The organism is Croceitalea sp. P059 (assembly GCF_031846365.1).
Lineage (GTDB): Bacteria > Bacteroidota > Bacteroidia > Flavobacteriales > Flavobacteriaceae > Croceitalea > Croceitalea vernalis.
In genome coordinates this window covers 792,411-809,391 of the sequence record NZ_JAVRHW010000002.1, presented here as the reverse complement: position 1 = coordinate 809,391, position 16,981 = coordinate 792,411, and the positions used below count along the sequence as shown (strand labels likewise).

18 protein-coding genes are annotated in these 16,981 nt (G+C 34.4%); 3 read left to right on the top strand and 15 right to left on the bottom strand.

The features are described from left to right. The first annotated feature begins 11 nt into the window (after positions 1–11). The gene (locus tag RM542_RS09965; protein ID WP_311385602.1) at positions 12–596 is read left to right on the top strand and encodes an NUDIX domain-containing protein; all 585 of its coding nucleotides are present in this window, start codon (positions 12–14) and stop codon (positions 594–596) included. 1 nt (position 597) lies between these two features. Here RM542_RS09965 and RM542_RS09960 read toward each other — a convergent pair whose 3' ends face one another. Then, on the bottom strand, positions 598–1,920 hold the full coding sequence (locus RM542_RS09960; protein ID WP_311385601.1) for a D-alanyl-D-alanine carboxypeptidase: 1,323 nt from the start codon (positions 1,918–1,920) through the stop codon (positions 598–600). Between the two features lie 98 nt (positions 1,921–2,018). Here RM542_RS09960 and RM542_RS09955 point away from each other — a divergent pair, with 98 nt between their 5' ends. Next, entirely contained in the window at positions 2,019–2,216 is a 198-nt protein-coding gene (locus RM542_RS09955) for a hypothetical protein (protein WP_311385600.1), read from the top strand. Positions 2,217–2,236: 20 nt separating this feature from the next. Here RM542_RS09955 and RM542_RS09950 read toward each other — a convergent pair whose 3' ends face one another. The 14 genes from RM542_RS09950 to RM542_RS09885 all read right to left on the bottom strand — a co-directional run bounded on the left by RM542_RS09950 (position 2,237) and on the right by RM542_RS09885 (position 14,571). After that, a complete protein-coding gene (locus RM542_RS09950; RefSeq protein ID WP_311385599.1) occupies positions 2,237–3,178 on the bottom strand; it encodes a LysR substrate-binding domain-containing protein in 942 nt (313 codons plus the stop codon). A 143-nt stretch (positions 3,179–3,321) separates the two neighbouring features. Continuing rightward, on the bottom strand, positions 3,322–3,741 hold the full coding sequence (locus RM542_RS09945) for a DUF2141 domain-containing protein (RefSeq protein WP_311385598.1): 420 nt from the start codon (positions 3,739–3,741) through the stop codon (positions 3,322–3,324). 108 nt (positions 3,742–3,849) lie between these two features. Further along, entirely contained in the window at positions 3,850–4,260 is a 411-nt protein-coding gene (locus RM542_RS09940) for a DoxX family protein (RefSeq protein WP_311385597.1), read from the bottom strand. 265 nt (positions 4,261–4,525) lie between these two features. After that, entirely contained in the window at positions 4,526–5,002 is a 477-nt protein-coding gene (locus tag RM542_RS09935; RefSeq protein WP_311385596.1) for a GNAT family N-acetyltransferase, read from the bottom strand. Positions 5,003–5,011: 9 nt separating this feature from the next. Then, complete coding sequence (locus RM542_RS09930) at positions 5,012–5,389, bottom strand: hypothetical protein (protein WP_311385595.1); 378 nt, start codon at positions 5,387–5,389, stop codon at positions 5,012–5,014. A 3-nt stretch (positions 5,390–5,392) separates the two neighbouring features. Further along, positions 5,393–6,010 (bottom strand): FMN-binding negative transcriptional regulator, encoded by a 618-nt coding sequence (locus RM542_RS09925; protein ID WP_311385594.1) that lies wholly within the window; start codon positions 6,008–6,010, stop codon positions 5,393–5,395. Positions 6,011–6,026: 16 nt separating this feature from the next. After that, positions 6,027–7,538 (bottom strand): serine hydrolase, encoded by a 1,512-nt coding sequence (locus RM542_RS09920; protein ID WP_311385593.1) that lies wholly within the window; start codon positions 7,536–7,538, stop codon positions 6,027–6,029. Positions 7,539–7,547: 9 nt separating this feature from the next. Continuing rightward, positions 7,548–8,906 carry a serine hydrolase domain-containing protein gene (locus tag RM542_RS09915; RefSeq protein ID WP_311385592.1) on the bottom strand — a complete coding sequence of 453 codons (1,359 nt, stop codon included), beginning with the start codon at positions 8,904–8,906 and terminating at the stop codon, positions 7,548–7,550. Positions 8,907–8,916: 10 nt separating this feature from the next. Beyond that, a complete protein-coding gene (locus tag RM542_RS09910) occupies positions 8,917–10,602 on the bottom strand; it encodes a D-aminoacylase (RefSeq protein WP_311385591.1) in 1,686 nt (561 codons plus the stop codon). An 80-nt stretch (positions 10,603–10,682) separates the two neighbouring features. Then, complete coding sequence (locus RM542_RS09905; protein WP_311385590.1) at positions 10,683–10,808, bottom strand: hypothetical protein; 126 nt, start codon at positions 10,806–10,808, stop codon at positions 10,683–10,685. 5 nt (positions 10,809–10,813) lie between these two features. Then, positions 10,814–12,199 (bottom strand): glycoside hydrolase family 113, encoded by a 1,386-nt coding sequence (locus RM542_RS09900; protein ID WP_311385589.1) that lies wholly within the window; start codon positions 12,197–12,199, stop codon positions 10,814–10,816. 29 nt (positions 12,200–12,228) lie between these two features. Beyond that, entirely contained in the window at positions 12,229–12,420 is a 192-nt protein-coding gene (locus tag RM542_RS09895) for a hypothetical protein (protein ID WP_311385588.1), read from the bottom strand. Between the two features lie 20 nt (positions 12,421–12,440). Then, entirely contained in the window at positions 12,441–13,133 is a 693-nt protein-coding gene (locus RM542_RS09890) for a peptidase E (protein ID WP_311385587.1), read from the bottom strand. Positions 13,134–13,278: 145 nt separating this feature from the next. Further along, on the bottom strand, positions 13,279–14,571 hold the full coding sequence (locus tag RM542_RS09885; protein WP_311385586.1) for a DEAD/DEAH box helicase: 1,293 nt from the start codon (positions 14,569–14,571) through the stop codon (positions 13,279–13,281). Between the two features lie 155 nt (positions 14,572–14,726). On the opposite strand from RM542_RS09885, the gene RM542_RS09880 reads away from it, so the two are divergent. Further along, complete coding sequence (locus RM542_RS09880) at positions 14,727–16,886, top strand: TonB-dependent receptor (protein ID WP_311385585.1); 2,160 nt, start codon at positions 14,727–14,729, stop codon at positions 16,884–16,886. Positions 16,887–16,981 lie beyond the last annotated feature (95 nt).

The following is a 16,981-nucleotide window of genomic DNA, read 5'->3' as shown; positions in this document are numbered from 1 at the left end:
GAAATATATTGATGAAACATGGAAACGTTAGAAAAATAAAAAAAGAGCTACTATCTAACAACTGGTATACCCTTAATAAATATACGTTTGATTACAAGAAGGAAGATGGTTCATGGGAAACTCAAGAGAGAGAAGCTTATGATCGTGGAAATGGTGCAGTGATTTTACTATATAATAGTACTAAAAGAAAAGTGGTTTTAACGCGTCAATTTCGCATGCCAACTTACGTTAATGGAAATGAAGATGGTATGATGGTAGAAGCATGCGCTGGTATTTTAGAAAAGGGCAATGCTGAAGAAACTATTAAAATGGAAGTAGAAGAGGAGACAGGTTATAAAATTGAGAAAGTCAAAAAGGTTTTTGAATCCTATATGTCACCAGGTTCGGTTACTGAAATATTACACTTCTTTATTGGCGAATATGAAGCTCGAATGCGAGTAAGTGAAGGGGGCGGGGCTGCAGACGAAACTGAAAATATTGAAGTTCTAGAAATGAATTTTGAAAATGCGCTAGCCATGGTGACGAATGGAGAAATAAAAGACGCAAAAACTATAATGCTGTTGCAGTGGGCTCAACTAAATGGATTATTTAATTGATTTAATATAAGTCGTGAATTTTTTTTAGAATTGAATACATTTTTTGACGAATCTCGCTACTTGGCATTCTAAAATGATTATTCATAAAACTAAATATGAATACTTTACCAGATTTAGTTATTAAATACCCACTTAAATTATAAACATTACCCATTCCTCCAGATTTGGCGTATATAAAGTTTGTTTCATTTGTTGTACTGGGTTTGGTAATTGTTCCTGAAGCATCCCACATTGGAAAAATATGAAACAAGCGATCTTGAGCAACTTCTTCCCTTAATTTGCTAAGCACATGCACGAAAGATTCAGGGGTAAATAAGTTATAGCGCGATAGTCCTGAACCATCAACCCAGCGTGGTTGTTGATTTAAAAATAAAAGTTGATTTTTTAAAATGTAATTTCTTGATATTTTAAAACTTAAACTATCTGATAAAGTAGAAGAAGCTACAAGCATTAATTGTTCTGCTAAAAAATTATCACTTTCAAAAAGCATTCTTTTGTAAATAGAATCAGTTGACATTCCATAAAGTACTTTTTTCTGCCCTTCTGGAAAGCCCTCACTAAGTTTAATTGGTTTTTGAAGCTCATTTTGAAGTAAAGATTGGGTAAGTTCATTGGATGTTATAAACGGTATCTCTAAAGTATCAATTAAATTTTCTGGAATATTGAACTTATTCTCGGTAATACTTCGCTTATGATTCTGTTTTCCTCTACGAATTGAATTGTTGAACACACCTGGTGATACCATTAAGGAGTCTGATTCTAAGATTTTTACTACATTGCCATAAGCAGGTAAGCCACTTCTTTCAGGGGAAAAGTAAAATTCAAAATCTTCCCAGGCCCAACCAGGCCCAAGTTTTGTATCTCTAAAATTAGAATTTGAAAACACTAAGTTCGGATGATTTTCTAAAAATTTCAATGCTGATGTGTCATTGAAGAAGGGATGAATAAGACTAGGATCGCCAGTACCTTCAAAATACAAAGTGTCGTTCTGTTTTATATATTTAAGTGCAGGTATAGAATCAGGTATTAATTTTAAACCTGAATAAAGAGTAAAAATTTTTACATTACTTGCTGGGATAAAATATTTGTCACTGTTTAAAGCAAGTATAGTATCCGTTTTATCTGGATTCACGATTAAAATACCGGTAAATTGGTTATTATAAAAATCACCTTCAAGAATTGAATTCACACCCTTTAGTTCTCTATTGAGGTTTACTGATGAGCAACTAAATACAACAGCGCAGATAAAACAGATTAAAAGCGTTTTTCTTATAATGAATTGATTTAAAACATCTTGTAATATGCTCCTTGTCGATTTTAACATGAAATTATTTAATTTTTAACGCTTAGATGTCAACAATATATGCCTTTTCTGACTAAATTAGTGAGCAACCAATAAACCTAATAAATACAATTTAAAATATGGCTAGAGCTATGTTGGAATACACCAAGACTGTATTGCAGAAAGTCAGTTTTGATGCAAAATTATTTGCAAAAGAGCTAAAGAAGGCAGTTTCAAGATTACTACCTGATGAAATTGAAGAACTCAAAATCTGGTTACAACAATTTATTGATGACAAACCAGAATTACACCAAAGTTTACTTTACTTAAAAGCATAACAAACCGCCTTCGGGCGGTTTTAATTTTTACTTAAAGGGCTAATAATTTGAACATCTTGAAAAGCAATAGCACCTCTTACTACTGCTGAAATAACTTCTTTTATAGCTTCGGTTATTTGTATTTTTAATTCACTTTTATGATAAATTAAGCTAATCTCTCGGGCTGGTGAGGGCTTTTTGAAATGACGTAGGTTCTCCTTTTTCCTTTTATCTAATTCTAAAGTATTTAAAAATGGTAGCAAGGTCATTCCCATTCCTTCATTAGATAAATTTACCAAAGTCTCGAAACTACCACTCTCGATTTTAAAATGTTCATCAGAACGGTCCTTTGGAGATTTACACAAATTAATAACTCCATCTCTAAAGCAATGTCCGTCTTGTAATAGTAAAATGTCAGCAATATCTAAATCAGAGGTTGAGATTTCTTTGAGATTTGTTAACCTATGGTTATTGGGTACGTATCCTACGAAGGGTTCATAATAAAGAGGTTTTTCTTTAATGAATTCTACCTCTAACGGGGTTGCGGCAATTGCAGCATCTAAATGCCCATCTTGAATATTCTTTATTAAGGTATCTGTAGCTTGTTCTTTTATAATAAGATTTACTTTTGGGTACTTTTTGATGAAAGTGGATAAGAACATTGGAAGTAAGGTTGGCATAACTGTTGGAATTATTCCTAAAGTAAAATCTCCACCAATAAAGCCCTTGTCCTGATCAACGATATCTTTGATTCTGTCAGCTTCAGCAACAATGTTTTTTGCTTGAGCAACAATTTTTTTTCCGACCTCAGTAATAGAAATTGGCTTTTTACTTCGGTCAAAAATTAATATACCAAGTTCGTCTTCTAATTTTTGAACTTGCATACTTAATGTGGGTTGAGTGACAAAACTCTTTTCGGCTGCTAAAGTAAAATTTTGATATTCCGCAACTGCTAAAACGTACTGTAATTGTGTAATTGTCATTAAAGAAATATTGAGCCATAAAGTTACAAAACCATCAGAATAATTGATTGATTTTAATTATTAAGATTGATAAATCCTATATAACAAGCAACCCCACTTTTACATGGGGTTGATTCATTTGATAAATTGATTGATGGTAGTTGTTAGAATCTTATTTTTAATTCTAGGTCTTCTGAGGCGACTTCAAATTTTGCGTCATTAAAGGTTGGTGGTCCCATCACCATCGCATTACCGGACATTCCATAGCTTTCTTTTGGCATTCCGTTTGATTCAAAGTCCATTCTGTTATTTTCGTTTTCATCATGTAATACCATAACAGCATAGGTTCCTGGTTTTACATTTTCGAAGGTTAAAGTAACTTCGCCCTTTTGGGCTTGGTCTGCCAAATCAATAACTCCAGCTCCTTTCATGAAGGTATCTTCATTATGTAATGAAACAAGGATAATTCCATTGTCATTTAGCACATTTTCAATGGTAACAGTTATCTTAACTAATTCTTGTTCTTGTGCTTTTGCCGTAATTGAAATAAAAAATACTCCGATAATAAATGCTAATTTTTTCATTTTGTTTTTTGATTTTGTTTGTTAATGATGGTACAAAAGTGCAGACATGACCTTCAATAAAAAAAGTAACCCTACTGAGTTGTAGAAATTAAATACCGAATTGTAAGATTATCTGTTTGATGAAGTAGAAAAGAATTTTTTAGCAATGAGGTAATCAATACCGAATTTACCAGAACCAAAATAAAGTGAAAAGCAACTTACAGCGATAAAGAATAATGGAAAAGTGAAATTAAAATCTATAAACTCTTGATTTATTAAAAATATAGACATTAAAATTATTACACAAAAGGAAGCAATTCTTGAGAATACGCCCAGTATAAGTGCAATACCTCCTACAATTTTAGTTAGACCGGAGAAGAGTGCAAAGGCATAGGGAAAATTACCAATTGGATTATAAAAGTTACTTACCACATCTAAAAACCAGGGGGCAACTTCAAAAAAGGTTAAATTAAGTCGCTCTGGAGACCACGGAACTCCAAAGGAGTACTTTCCGAAATGAAAAGCTAATATGATACCCATTACAATTTGAGGCACTTTGATAAATAGATTTAAATACCAAGAGTCGCACGTAAAAGGTTGAATAACTTTGTGTAGAATGCTTTTCAATGAGCGTTATTTAAAGGATAATATATTAAAAATACGACGATTAAAAAAGTTTGTTTAACCATTATTAAAGTAGTTCATTTTAAATAAAAAAGATGTAAACCATTAGAACAACCATATTTTGTTGTCAATTTTTAATTATTTAAAAACTAAAAGAATTAGATGTTCTTTGAACAAACAATTATAAATTTAAATCCATTTGAATGTTACACCGTTCATACGGGCTTGGAAGTCCCTTAACCTCGTTGAACCCCAATTTTTCATATAACCTAATCGCAGGTGCTAATATTGTATTGCTTTCAAGGTGAATTCTTTTTGCTCCATTAAGTCGTGCTTTATGAATCACTGCTTTTCCCAAAAGGTAACCAATACCATGACCTTGCGCATTTTGTGCAACCCCCATTTTGGCCAATTCAAAATCATAATCACTAAGCTTGGTTGGTATTAATGCACAAACCCCAACAGCTTTACCTTTTAGTAATGCGATTAAAATATAACCTCCTTTATCAATAATATATTCTTTCGGATTATCTAGGGCTTGAAAATCCATTTTCTCCATAGTGAAGTATTTCTCAATCCACCATTGGTTTAATTTCTTAAAGTCTTCTTGGTACTTTTCTTCGAAATCAATAATCGTAATTTGATTTGAATATGACATAATAAAATGTTAAGTCCTCAATTGCTGGTTTTTACTTACTATTTCGACGAGCCAATAAACTAATTGTCCTATTCCTCCAACAAATACAAAAAGTAGAACCCAAACAATTAGAAGATTATTTTCTTTGAGATTGGGGTTTTGGACAGCATGAACAATGTAAAAAATAAAACTACTTACTGAAATTATGATTGCCAAGCCAATAAAAGTAAAAAACCAAGCAAGCTCTCCTAAAATTAGGGATACTGAAGTGTTGGCATCCATAGCTTCATTAGTTTCAATGGTAGTTACCAAATTGAAAATAAAAAAGAAATAAAACACGATTGCCAAAACACCTATTAATAGCGGGGCAATTGCGAAAAAACCTTGCCAAAATTTATTATGTAGCATAATCTATTGATTTAGTTTTGATTGTTTTTCTATATGTATACCAATTTCTTTAGATGTTACATTACCATCATTTAATTCTTTAATAATCGATTGATGATCTTCAGGTCTCGTTTGAGAAAGTTTATAAGCAGCTTGAATATCCGATATTTCAATTTTAAAACCGACTACACCCTTTACCTGCCTCAAGGTTTTTTCAGACATGTTTTCTAACGAAATCGGGTTTTTTGAATTTGCTTCATATTTGGCGACTAATTTTCTCATAGAATCCATTACCTCTGATTCTGATAAAATTCTTATTCTACCGTATACATGAATGGCAATATAATCCCAGGTTGGCACCTCTTCCTCTCTATACCACGAAGACGAAATATAAGAATGAGGCCCATTAAAAACACAGAGCACTTCTGGTTGCTCTTTAAATTCCTTCCATTGCGGATTTGCTTTTGAAATATGACTTACCAAAATATCATTCCCACTTTCATCTATGTCTAGTTCTAATGGAATGTGGGTAGCCCATGGTTTGTTATTGACCTGATTTATTAAAATACCAAAGCTATTTTCTTGAATGAATTCTTTAATTTCTTCAAGGTTTTCTTTTTTGTAGTAATGCGGAATGTACATTTAAGATAATGTGTTTTTATTTTGTTTTTGTAAAGACATCACCAAACAAATCTAATTCTTGAACTTTTCCATCGGTATTCAATTCAAATCGTATCATCATTTTTTGACGAAATCTCGAATCTTTATTGGTCAAAAAAGTGTCATAATGCCAATGTTCTAGATTATATTTTACAAAGTCATTGAAATCAATATGAAGTTGGCCATTGTTATATTTAACTTTAGCTGAACCTATCAACTCGTTATTATACGTGCCCTCATATTCTATTAGGGCTAAACTTGTCTTGGTATTTAAAATGCGTTCTTTTTTCTTTTTTTCTTGAAATTCTAGATTTGATTTTTTAAATCCTTGGTACAAATTAAAAACTTCATTATGCCAATCACGTGAATCATCTTCAAAAGCAAAAAGGTCAATAGCTTTGTAAAGAATGGCATGTCGTAATTCTGCATGGTCTAAATTGGCAAACACGTAAACCGCCATATCCTTTTCATGTACAATACCAGCTATGGCAACCAGACCAAATAAGCTTCCTGTATGAAAATCAAGTTTATGCCCTCGATAATCTTGTTGAAACCAACCCATAGCATAGGTATTCCAATTTGGTTTGGTCAATGCATTTGTAGGGTACGTTCCAGTATTGCCTAAAAACGATTTAGGCTCAAAAAGATACTTGAATGTTTTTGGTTGTACCAAAGTATCAGACTTGTGCACACCATCATTTACTAGAAATGTCAAATACTTTGAAATATCATTTGCACTAGAACAAATCATTCCTGCCGGACCTATTTGATCTGAAAAACCGTAATCAACCTCGACAATACCTTCTTCAGAATCATCATAATAGGGAGTTACAAAATTACCTACTTTAAAAATATCACTTGCCACGGCTTGAGTTCTATTCATACCTAATGGTTTGAATATACGTTCTGTTACAAATTCGTTCCATGGTTGCCCGCTTACTTCTTTGATTACTTCTCCAGCGACTGCATACATAATATTCTGATAGGTAAACCCTCCGCGAAGCGGATAGGCTTTCACAGCAAATTGAAACTTTTTAATGGTTTCTTTGGTCGAGACGCTATCGAGCGTCCACAAAACATCAGCATTACCAATACCCAAATTGTGGGTGAACAAATCTTTTACCCTAGCATTTGCGGTGATGTATGGGTCGGACAATTTAAAATAGGGGAGGTGGTCCACTACTTTATCGTCCCAATCAAGTTTGCCCTCATCAACCAACATACCCATGGCAATGGCTACGATCGCTTTTGTAGTCGAGGCCATATTGAATAAGGTGTTTTCATTGACAGGCTCTTTCGTAGTCAAATTTTTCACACCGTAGGTTTTTTGAAAAACAACTTCTCCGTCTTTTACTACAATTGTTGCTAAACCAGGAACCTTCCAGTCCTGCATACCTTGAACAATCATGGCATCTAATTGTGCTACGTTTTTGTTTTTTTGCCCTTGGGACATTGCGAGGGTAAAGAGAAATAATATAGATAATAATTGATTTGATCTTTTAGTTATCATAGTTATTGTTTACTTTTTTTTCATAATATAAAATCCGGAAACCTGATCTACTTTTGAAAGATCGTCTTTAATTCTAATTTTGGTATTGCCATCCATCCAAGTATAATCGCCTATATAGGTTCTGAGGGTGTCTATTTTTCCATTGCCATTAAATTCAATTGTAATAGCATCTGTTAGGGCCTGCACATTAACAGATTGTTTTCGACCACGGGTTTGACCAGAATAAGTACCGGTGATTTCGTTCGGGTCAAAATCTAATTCGATTCCTTCATATTCTTTTTTCTCAAGGATATTCCAAGTAATATTATTGGCGAAAAAATTTCCGCCATGAGGTCCTGCTGTATTTACAAGACAAATAATATATAGGTCTTCTTTGGGGTAATATCTGGTATCAGATAAAAAGCCCGGTATGCCACCCCCATGACCGATTTCTTGATGGCCATAATTCGTGAAGTTGGTAAGTCCCATAGCGTATCTTACCTGAATCCCATCGTTTAAAGTTTTTGGGGTTATTAATTCTTGATACTGTTCATTGCTAACTATTTTTTGATTATGCAAAGCATTCATCCAAATTAAAAGGTCTTCTGTGGTACTACATAATGAACCCGCTGCGTAAGGCCATTTATGGTTTAAATATTGTTTTTGTTGTAAACCTTCCGGACTAAAATCATAACCATAGGCTTTGTTTTTGACTGCCTTGCTCGTAGAACAGTAATACGTGTTCTTCATACCTAAAGGCTCAAAAATCACTTCGTCTAAATATTGTTCGTAAGTCTTCTCAGTAACTTTTTCAATAATCAATCCCAAGAAAAAATAAGCGGAATTATTATAGATTAAGGCTTCACCAGGTTCAAATAGAAAATCTTTAGTTTCTATAATTCTGGTTAAGGAATCTCTTGGTAGGTCTTGCGGGACAAGACTTCCAAATTCTTCAATTTCTGTATAACTGGCAATGCCAGAAGTATGATTGAGTAGATGATTAATGGTAACTTTTCGACCTTTGGTATCATAATCCATATACTTGGTAAAATCATCTTCTAACGAAAGTTTACCTTGTTCAACCAATTTTAAAATAGCAACTGCAGTAAACTGTTTGGTTACAGAGCCAATTTCAAAACTTGCATTTTCTGGCATGGGGGTCTCTAATTCTAAACTAGCATGACCAAAAGATTTGTTCAATAAAGTCTTACCATTTTGATAAACTAAAACTGCACCCCCTGCAACCATACTGCTATCAATTGATGCATAAAAGAGGGAATCTGTATACCTTTCTAAAGTAGACAGTTGTGGTTCAATATAAGTTTTCTCATTTCGACAAGCTGTTAGCATGCCTAATAAGACAGCAAATAAAATCAATGTGTGCTTCATTTTGTTTTTATTAGTTCCTTGTTTTATATCCAGGTCCTCTTACTACCCTGCCCGGCATTGCCCCTGTATGTTGCTTATTTTGTAAAACTTGTTCTCCGTTTACAAAAACATGTACCATACCTTCCGCAAACTGATGTGAATTGTCAAAAGTGGCCTTGTCAATTACCGTTTCAGCATTAAAAATGGCAATGTCTGCAAAATTTCCAACCGTAAGCGTCCCTCTTTTTTTGATTTTAAGGTTACTAGCTGGCAAACCACTTAGTTTATAAATAGCCTCCTCGAGTGAAATTATTTTTTCTTCGCGTACATATTTACCCAGTAGCCTTGCAACATTGCCATATGCTCTTGGGTGAGGGCTATAATTGGTAAATGGTTTTACCGGTGCTATTGAAGCCGCATCAGACCCAAAGCTCATGTACGGTAGCGCAATTTGTTTTTTTACATTTTCTTCAGACATTAGAAAGTATACGGTACCTACGCGACTGCTATCTTGTACCACTAGATCAATTGCGGTTTCTTCAGGACTAGTACCTCGCATGCGAGCCACTTCTCCTAAAGTTTTACCAGTGAGGTAGCGCAGGCTATCACTTCTAAAACCATTTAAGATTAATTTCTCTGGACTACCAGCTGCAAAATAAAGGTTTTCCCATCCGTCACCTTTAGCCTTCATTTCATTGATTACTTTTTTTCGAATAGCCGGATCTTGTAAGCGTTCTGCCCATTTTCCATAACCACCTTCTTGAACCCATGGCGGCATAGAAGCATCCAGTCCAGTAGCTCCAGCGGTATAATTATACATATCTGTGGTGATTTTTAAACCCGCATTTCGGGCGGAGTCAATTTTGGCTATAGCAGTTTCCCACTTGCTCCAATTGTCTTTTCCACCAGCTTTTAAATGATATATTTCAGCAGCGATATCGGCCTCATTTGCAATCTGCAACAATTCGTCAATGGCCTCTAACCAATAATCACCTTCACTGCGTATATGCGAAATGTACATACCGTCATATTGCGAGGCAACTTTACATAATTCGATTAATTCTTGTGTGTCGGCATAAAAGGCTGGTGCATAAATCAGTGACGAACCAATACCCATAGCACCTTCTTCCATAGCCGTTTTAGCAAGGGTCTTCATATTTTCTAATTCCTGTGTAGTAGGTGGTCTGTTTGCTTCACCAAGCTCATGAATACGCAGAGTAGTGGCTCCAACGAAAGATGCCACGTTAGTTGAAACTCCTTTATTTTGTAAAAATTCTAAATATTCGCCCAGCGTTGTCCATTCAATATCATACTTGAAATCTTTTTGAGTACGTTGCTGCTCTTGCCGCATTTCTTCGCTAAGCGGACCCATTGACCAACCTTCACCCATCACTTCTAGGGTTACACCCTGACGAATGTCACTTTCAGATTTACCATCAATGATGAGTGACTCCGTAGACCAACTCAACATATTAATAAACCCAGGGCTTACCGAGAGGCCGGTAGCATCAATCTCTTTTAAGCCTTTGGTATTTTCTAATTTTCCTACTGCTGCGATAGTATCAGCATTGATTCCTAACGACCCTATATAAGAGGGTTGACCTGAACCATCTAAAATTTGTCCGTTTTTGATAAGGATGTCATAGGTATTAACTTTTACGCACCCAATCGCTGTAATTACTAAAAAAGCAATCAAATAATTTTTTAAGTGATTCATTTTATTGGTTGGTTTATTGATTGTACAGGGGAGCTGCTACAAGATAACTAAGTTTTTGATTTATAGCGTACTTAGATCGGCTATGTTTTATCGTTTTTCGCTTCCTTTTCTTCCTTTTTTAGTTGTTGGTATCTTGTGTATAAGCGAACCCCAAGTCTAGCGAAGAGAATAACTGCAATTAATGTGATGATATTAATAGTACTCATAAATTCTATTTGGAAGTAGGTTTGCCAAACCATTTGGCAATTACATTTTCGGCAGGTTTAAATCTAGGTGAGAAATCTAAATTTGTTGGTGCATCTTCTTTTGTGCTTCTGTTATCCCATTGCCAAATGTACATTCCTGCGAACCATGGTTTGTACCAAAGTTGTTTAAAAAGGGCTTCATAAGCTAATTGTTGCGTTTGATCTGATTTTCTTTCGGAGAGGACACTTAAAAATGAATCCCATTCCCATGGCTTTATGGTGGCCGACGCATCACTTTTATACCCAACTTCAGTGAATAAAATAGGTTTTTGATAGGTCTGATGTAAAGTTTCAAGTTTTTTTAGGTGTCTAGACCATCCTTTTTCTATGGTCTCTAAATCTGGATTTTTATTTTTGGTTAATGGAAAATATGCCTGAATACCTATATAATCTAACTCATTCCAAAAATCGATATATTCATATTCGTCATGCCAATTAGCAGCATAGGTCAACTTTCCGGAATATATTTCTCTTATCTTCCGAATTAAAGTTATCCAACGTTCTGGTTGTTTTTTAATGGATGTTTTGAGCTCCGTACCAATACAAAACAATTCAGAATTAGTCAATTCTGCCATACGAGCATAATAGAGCATATATGCTTCATATGAATCAAACCAAGTACTCCATTCTGCATCAGATTCTAAGGTCAAATTTGCCCGCCAACCATTAAAAGTCCATAAGTGCGGCTTTAGTTGCACATGTAATCCTTTATCATGAATAGTTTGAATAGTATTAATAAAACTAGAATCTCTAGAGGTCCATTCGGCATCTTTATCAATGGGGCGACGAACAGTTTTAGAGGTTTCATCTTCTTGATCAATAAACGGAATTACTGCAACCCATTCCACATTCGCTTTAATTAGGGAATCAATAGAAGCTTCATTCTGCTCAGATCTCCAACCAAAAACACTCATGCCACGATGCATATTATCTAAAGCATAATAATCGCTGGGGACAAGCGCAGAGTTCATTAATTCATTATTCCATTCAAAATCATAATTTTCATTTGAGTTGGCAAAAACCAAGCTTTTAAATACCAAAAACACAACTAGAATTGGGGCTAAAAGGCGATAGAATAATTGTTTTAAAAAAACTTTACTTCCTTTCTTTTTATTTAATCTAAAAAAGTATCTAATTATCCAAAAGGTGAGAAGAAAGAGAGCAAAAAGCACATGTATAGCTACAATAAAACTTGAATTCGACAAAAACTCAAAAAATAGTGTCGCAGCTTCACTAAATGTGCGTTTTCCTCTTGATATTCTGGCAGTAACAACTATAAACACAATAAGCCAGGTCAGCAAATAAGTGACAAGTATATTACGGATTTCTTTTTGGACTATTGATTGATGCATAGGTTATTAAAGGTACTGAAAATAGCTGTTTATCCAGTTTGGCCATCGCCATCAATATCTTTATTGAGATGTAATTCTAAGGCTTCAAGTGTCTTTTTAAGAAGTGTTTTTGTGTTAGCAAGCTGGTTTTCTAGTTCTTTTACCCGTTCTTCAATACTATCGGCTTGCTTTTGTTGTTTTTCCAATTCATTTTCTTGTAATAAATCCCAAAAGATGCCCATATTATATTTTTTAAAAATGATTAAGTTATAATGGAAGAAACTAATTTTTCTTCTACTATCATATTGTCCTTAAGATAGACATAATAAGAACAATTCTGCTCATCCAAGGAAACCGATTTTTCTACTTTTTCATTTATAAAGTGAATGGCAGAACGGTCATCACAGGCATACCCATCAGTAAGTTTACCTTCCATTATGTTTTTATGGTACAAAGGTCTTCTTGATTTTTCCGAATTATAATGCGGGCAATGACTCTTGTTGATAAAGGACATTCCTTTAACAATGCTTAGCTCTTTTGGCCTAGAATCAGTAGTGCCTGCATTGAACCAGCACAAAGAGCCGGCACTACCTCCAGCCATTATACAACCTCTGTCATAGGCTTGTTTTAAAAGGATATCAATACCTTGCGCCTTCCAAATAGCTAACATATTCAATGTATTTCCACCACCGACGACAATGGCATCCATTTTAGAAATAATTTCTTCAAAGGTTTCTTGTTGGTCATAAGAATTAATCCAGACTTTTAATACATGAGGGTTTATCGATAAACCTTTACAAACCTCATAAAAGGCAATAATGTAGTCTTTGTCATCAGCAGTAGCAGTAGGTAAAAAACAGATGTTAGGGTTTTCTTTTTCTGTCAGTTGCGCTAAAAATCTTAAAAAGGGAATTCGATGTCTACCACTGCCATATACTAAGAGATGTTTTTTCATTTATCCAAAATACAAAACCGAACATTGGTGACAAAAATCATGAAACTTTTTTAATCAATGTTCAAGATTTTTAGCCTGTGAGGCTTCCTTGGTAAATTTAAAGTTGTTTTTCTAAGTAAGCTTTAAGAGCTTGCTCTTAAGTAATTTAATCTGAACTGTTTTGTCGATTTCCATTATTTCGGTTGCCTTTATAATTACTTCTATTTTTATTTCTGTTACGGTTTCTATTCCGGTTTTGGCTTTTACCTTGTTGATTGTTTTTAGCCTTAGGTTTTTGCTTTATTGTTGGTCCTTCGGGAGGGACGTCATCCATAAAAGGATGCTCTGGTAGTCTCGGTACTGCTTGTTTGATGAGCTTTTCAATATCTCGTAAATAGGGTCTCTCTTCAACATCACAAAAAGAAATGGCAATTCCGCTAGCGCTTGCACGACCAGTTCTACCGATACGATGTACGTAAGTTTCGGGTACATTTGGTAAATCGTGATTGACAACCAATGCAAGTTCTTCCACATCAATACCCCTAGCCGCAATATCTGTGGCAACCAAGACTTTTAATTTGCCATCTTTAAAAGCGCCGAGAGCTTTTTGACGAGCTGTTTGCGATTTATTGCCATGAATGGCGGCGGCTTCTATATTTGCTTGCCCTAGTTTCTTAACAATTTTATTCGCGCCATGTTTGGTTCTTGAAAATACCAACACAGAATCTTTAGGGCGACCTTCCAACAAATGAACCAACAATTTGGGTTTGTTTGATTTTGAAACAAAATAAACGCCTTGTTCCACTTTTTCGGCAGTCGCCTGTTGTGGTTTAATGGTCACTTGTTCAAAATCGCCTAGTATTTTTCTTGAAAGCTCTACAATGGTTTTGGGCATGGTAGCTGAAAAGAAAAGCGATTGTCTTTTGGGCGGAAGTTTGGCAATTAGCTTCTTAATATCATGAATAAAGCCCATGTCCAACATTTGGTCAGCTTCATCCAATACAGCATATTCAATATCTCGAAGCGAGATAAATCCTTGGTTCATTAAATCTAATAATCGACCAGGCGTTGCAATTAAAATATCAACGCCATTTCTTAAAATATTTACTTGTTTTCCTTGTTTGACACCTCCAAAAATAACCGTATTTCGTAGTCCGGTGTGTTTACCGTAAGCGGTGAAACTTTCTCCTATTTGTATGGCTAACTCTCTAGTTGGAGTAACTACTAAAGCCTTTATTTTTCTTCTTCCTTGTTGTTGACCAGCCTCATAAAGATGGTGTAGAATCGGAATACCAAAAGCGGCTGTTTTTCCGGTTCCGGTTTGGGCAACACCAAGCAAATCTTTTCCTTTCAGTAATATAGGAATCGCTTGTTCTTGTATAGGAGTAGGATTTGTATAGCCTTCATCTAATAAGGCCTTCAATATTGGGTCGGCTAAGCCGAGGTCTTTAAATGTCATTTCAATCAATAAGTGACGAAGGTACTTCAATTTATGACAATCCAGTCATTCAAACCTACAGTTCGGTAGTTCTTATTCTATAGAATATTGACCTAGTTGCATATTTGTCTCATCAATTTAAAAACACAATCAAAAATTATTACAAACGAATCATCATGAGAAACAAATTCTTCTTTTTCTTTTTTAGTATTGTTTGGGTTTCATCAGCCCAAACACTTATCGAGGGCACAGTTACTGATAAGTCAAATAATCCAATTGTTGGAGCGAATGTATATTTAGAGGGCACTTATGACGGAGCATCTACAATTGAAGGAGGTAAGTTTTCTTTTGAAACTACAGAAATTGGTACCCAAACTTTAGTCATTTCTATGTTGTCTTATGAAGCGCACTATGAGGTAGGCGATGTTACTTATTTAAAAAACTTAAACATCCAATTGGTGGAATCTATCAACCAATTAACAGGGGTAACCCTTTCTGCAGGTACCTTTGAAGCTGGTGACAATTCTAAGGTCTCCGTTTTAAAGCCTTTAGATATAGTAACTACAGCTGGTGCAGCTGGTGATTTTGTTGCTGCATTACAAACCTTACCCGGAACAAGTACGGTCAATGAAGATGGTCGTTTGTTTGTAAGAGGCGGTGCAGCAGGAGAAACCCAGGTCTTTATTGATGGACTTCGAGTTTTTCAGCCTTTTAATACTACAGCTAATAACATTCCAACAAGAGGCCGGTTTTCTCCTTTTCTTTTTAAAGGAATTACATTCAGCACCGGAGGGTATTCAGCCGAATATGGCCAAGCCCTTTCTAGTGTTCTTTTATTAAGTACTACTGACGTACCGGATCAAGAAAAGACAGATATTAATATTATGTCAGTTGGTGGAGGAATTGGTCATACCGAAATTTGGGGAAACCAATCACTTAGTTTTAATACACAATATATCAATCTGGCGCCTTATGAAGCATTGATACCATCAACTCAAGGAATTAGTTGGAATAAACCTTTTGAGTCAATTTCTGGAGAAGCAGTTTTTAGAAATAAAGGAGAGCAAAGTATGTTTAAACTGTACACTGGTTTCAATCATTCTAATTTAGATATTAATCAAGAGGATATCAATTTTGAAGATTTCGTGCGTTTTCAACTAACCAATAATAATCTCTATTTTAATTCTTCCTATAAATATTTTTTTAAAAATGACTGGACTATAACAGCTGGTTCTAGTATATCAAAAGACAAAAATGAAATAACGGTTTTCGATACTGATGTTAGAGCAATTGAAACTGCTTTTCATTCAAAATTAAAATTAAAAAAAATATTTACAAATAGGTTTAATATTAGTCTGGGAGCCGAGCTCTTTAATATAGATTATGATGAAAACATAGTTACGCCAGATAATTCTGAATTTGAGAATGGATTTAATGATCAACTGTTCGCAAGTTTTATTGAAAGTGATATTTTCTTTAGTAATAAACTTGCAATGAAGCTAGGGGCAAGAGTTGAAAGTACTAAGGTTATTGATGAATTCACTTTTTCACCAAGACTTTCTTTAGCATATAAAACTAGTGAGAATGGCCAGTTTTCTTTGGCTTATGGTGATTTTTATCAAAACCCATTAAATGATATTTTGGTGTATGAACAAGATTTGCTTTCTGAGAAAACATCCCATTACATTTTCAATTATCAATATTTAAAAAATGGTAAAACTTTTAGAGCTGAGGCTTATTATAAGGACTATGATAATTTGGTCAAGTATGATACTAATCTTCCACAATTTGATTCTCAGTATGAAAATTCTGGAAATGGATATGCAACTGGTTTAGATATCTTTTGGAGGGATAATAAAACTATTAAAAACCTAGATTATTGGGTATCTTATTCCTATTTGAATACAGAGCGTGATTTTAGAAATTTTAGGGAGCAAGCCACACCAAATTTTGCACCTAAACATAGTTTGTCATTAGTTACAAAACTTTGGGTAGATGATTTAAAATCTCAGGTAGGCCTTTCATACAATTATGGTTCTGGTCGACCTTATGACAATCCCAATACACCAGAGTTTTTAGCTGAAAAAACTAAATCTTTTAATAATCTAAGTTTGAATTGGGCATATTTGATTGACCAACAGAAGATTTTATACTTCTCAGTCAATAATGTTTTAGGTTTTAATAATATTAATAATTACCAATATTCGAATACCCCAAATCTTGATGGAGTTTTTGAACGTCAAACGATTAGACCCTCGGCAGATAGCTTCTTTTTCGTTGGTTTTTTCTGGACAATTAGCACCGATAATAAAAGTAATCAGCTGGATAATTTATAAGTTTCAAAGACTTTTTTAGCCAATTAACAACACTTTTTAGATGTTGTACAACTTTTAGTTTGATTCCGGTCATTTCCATACGTACTTTGAATATT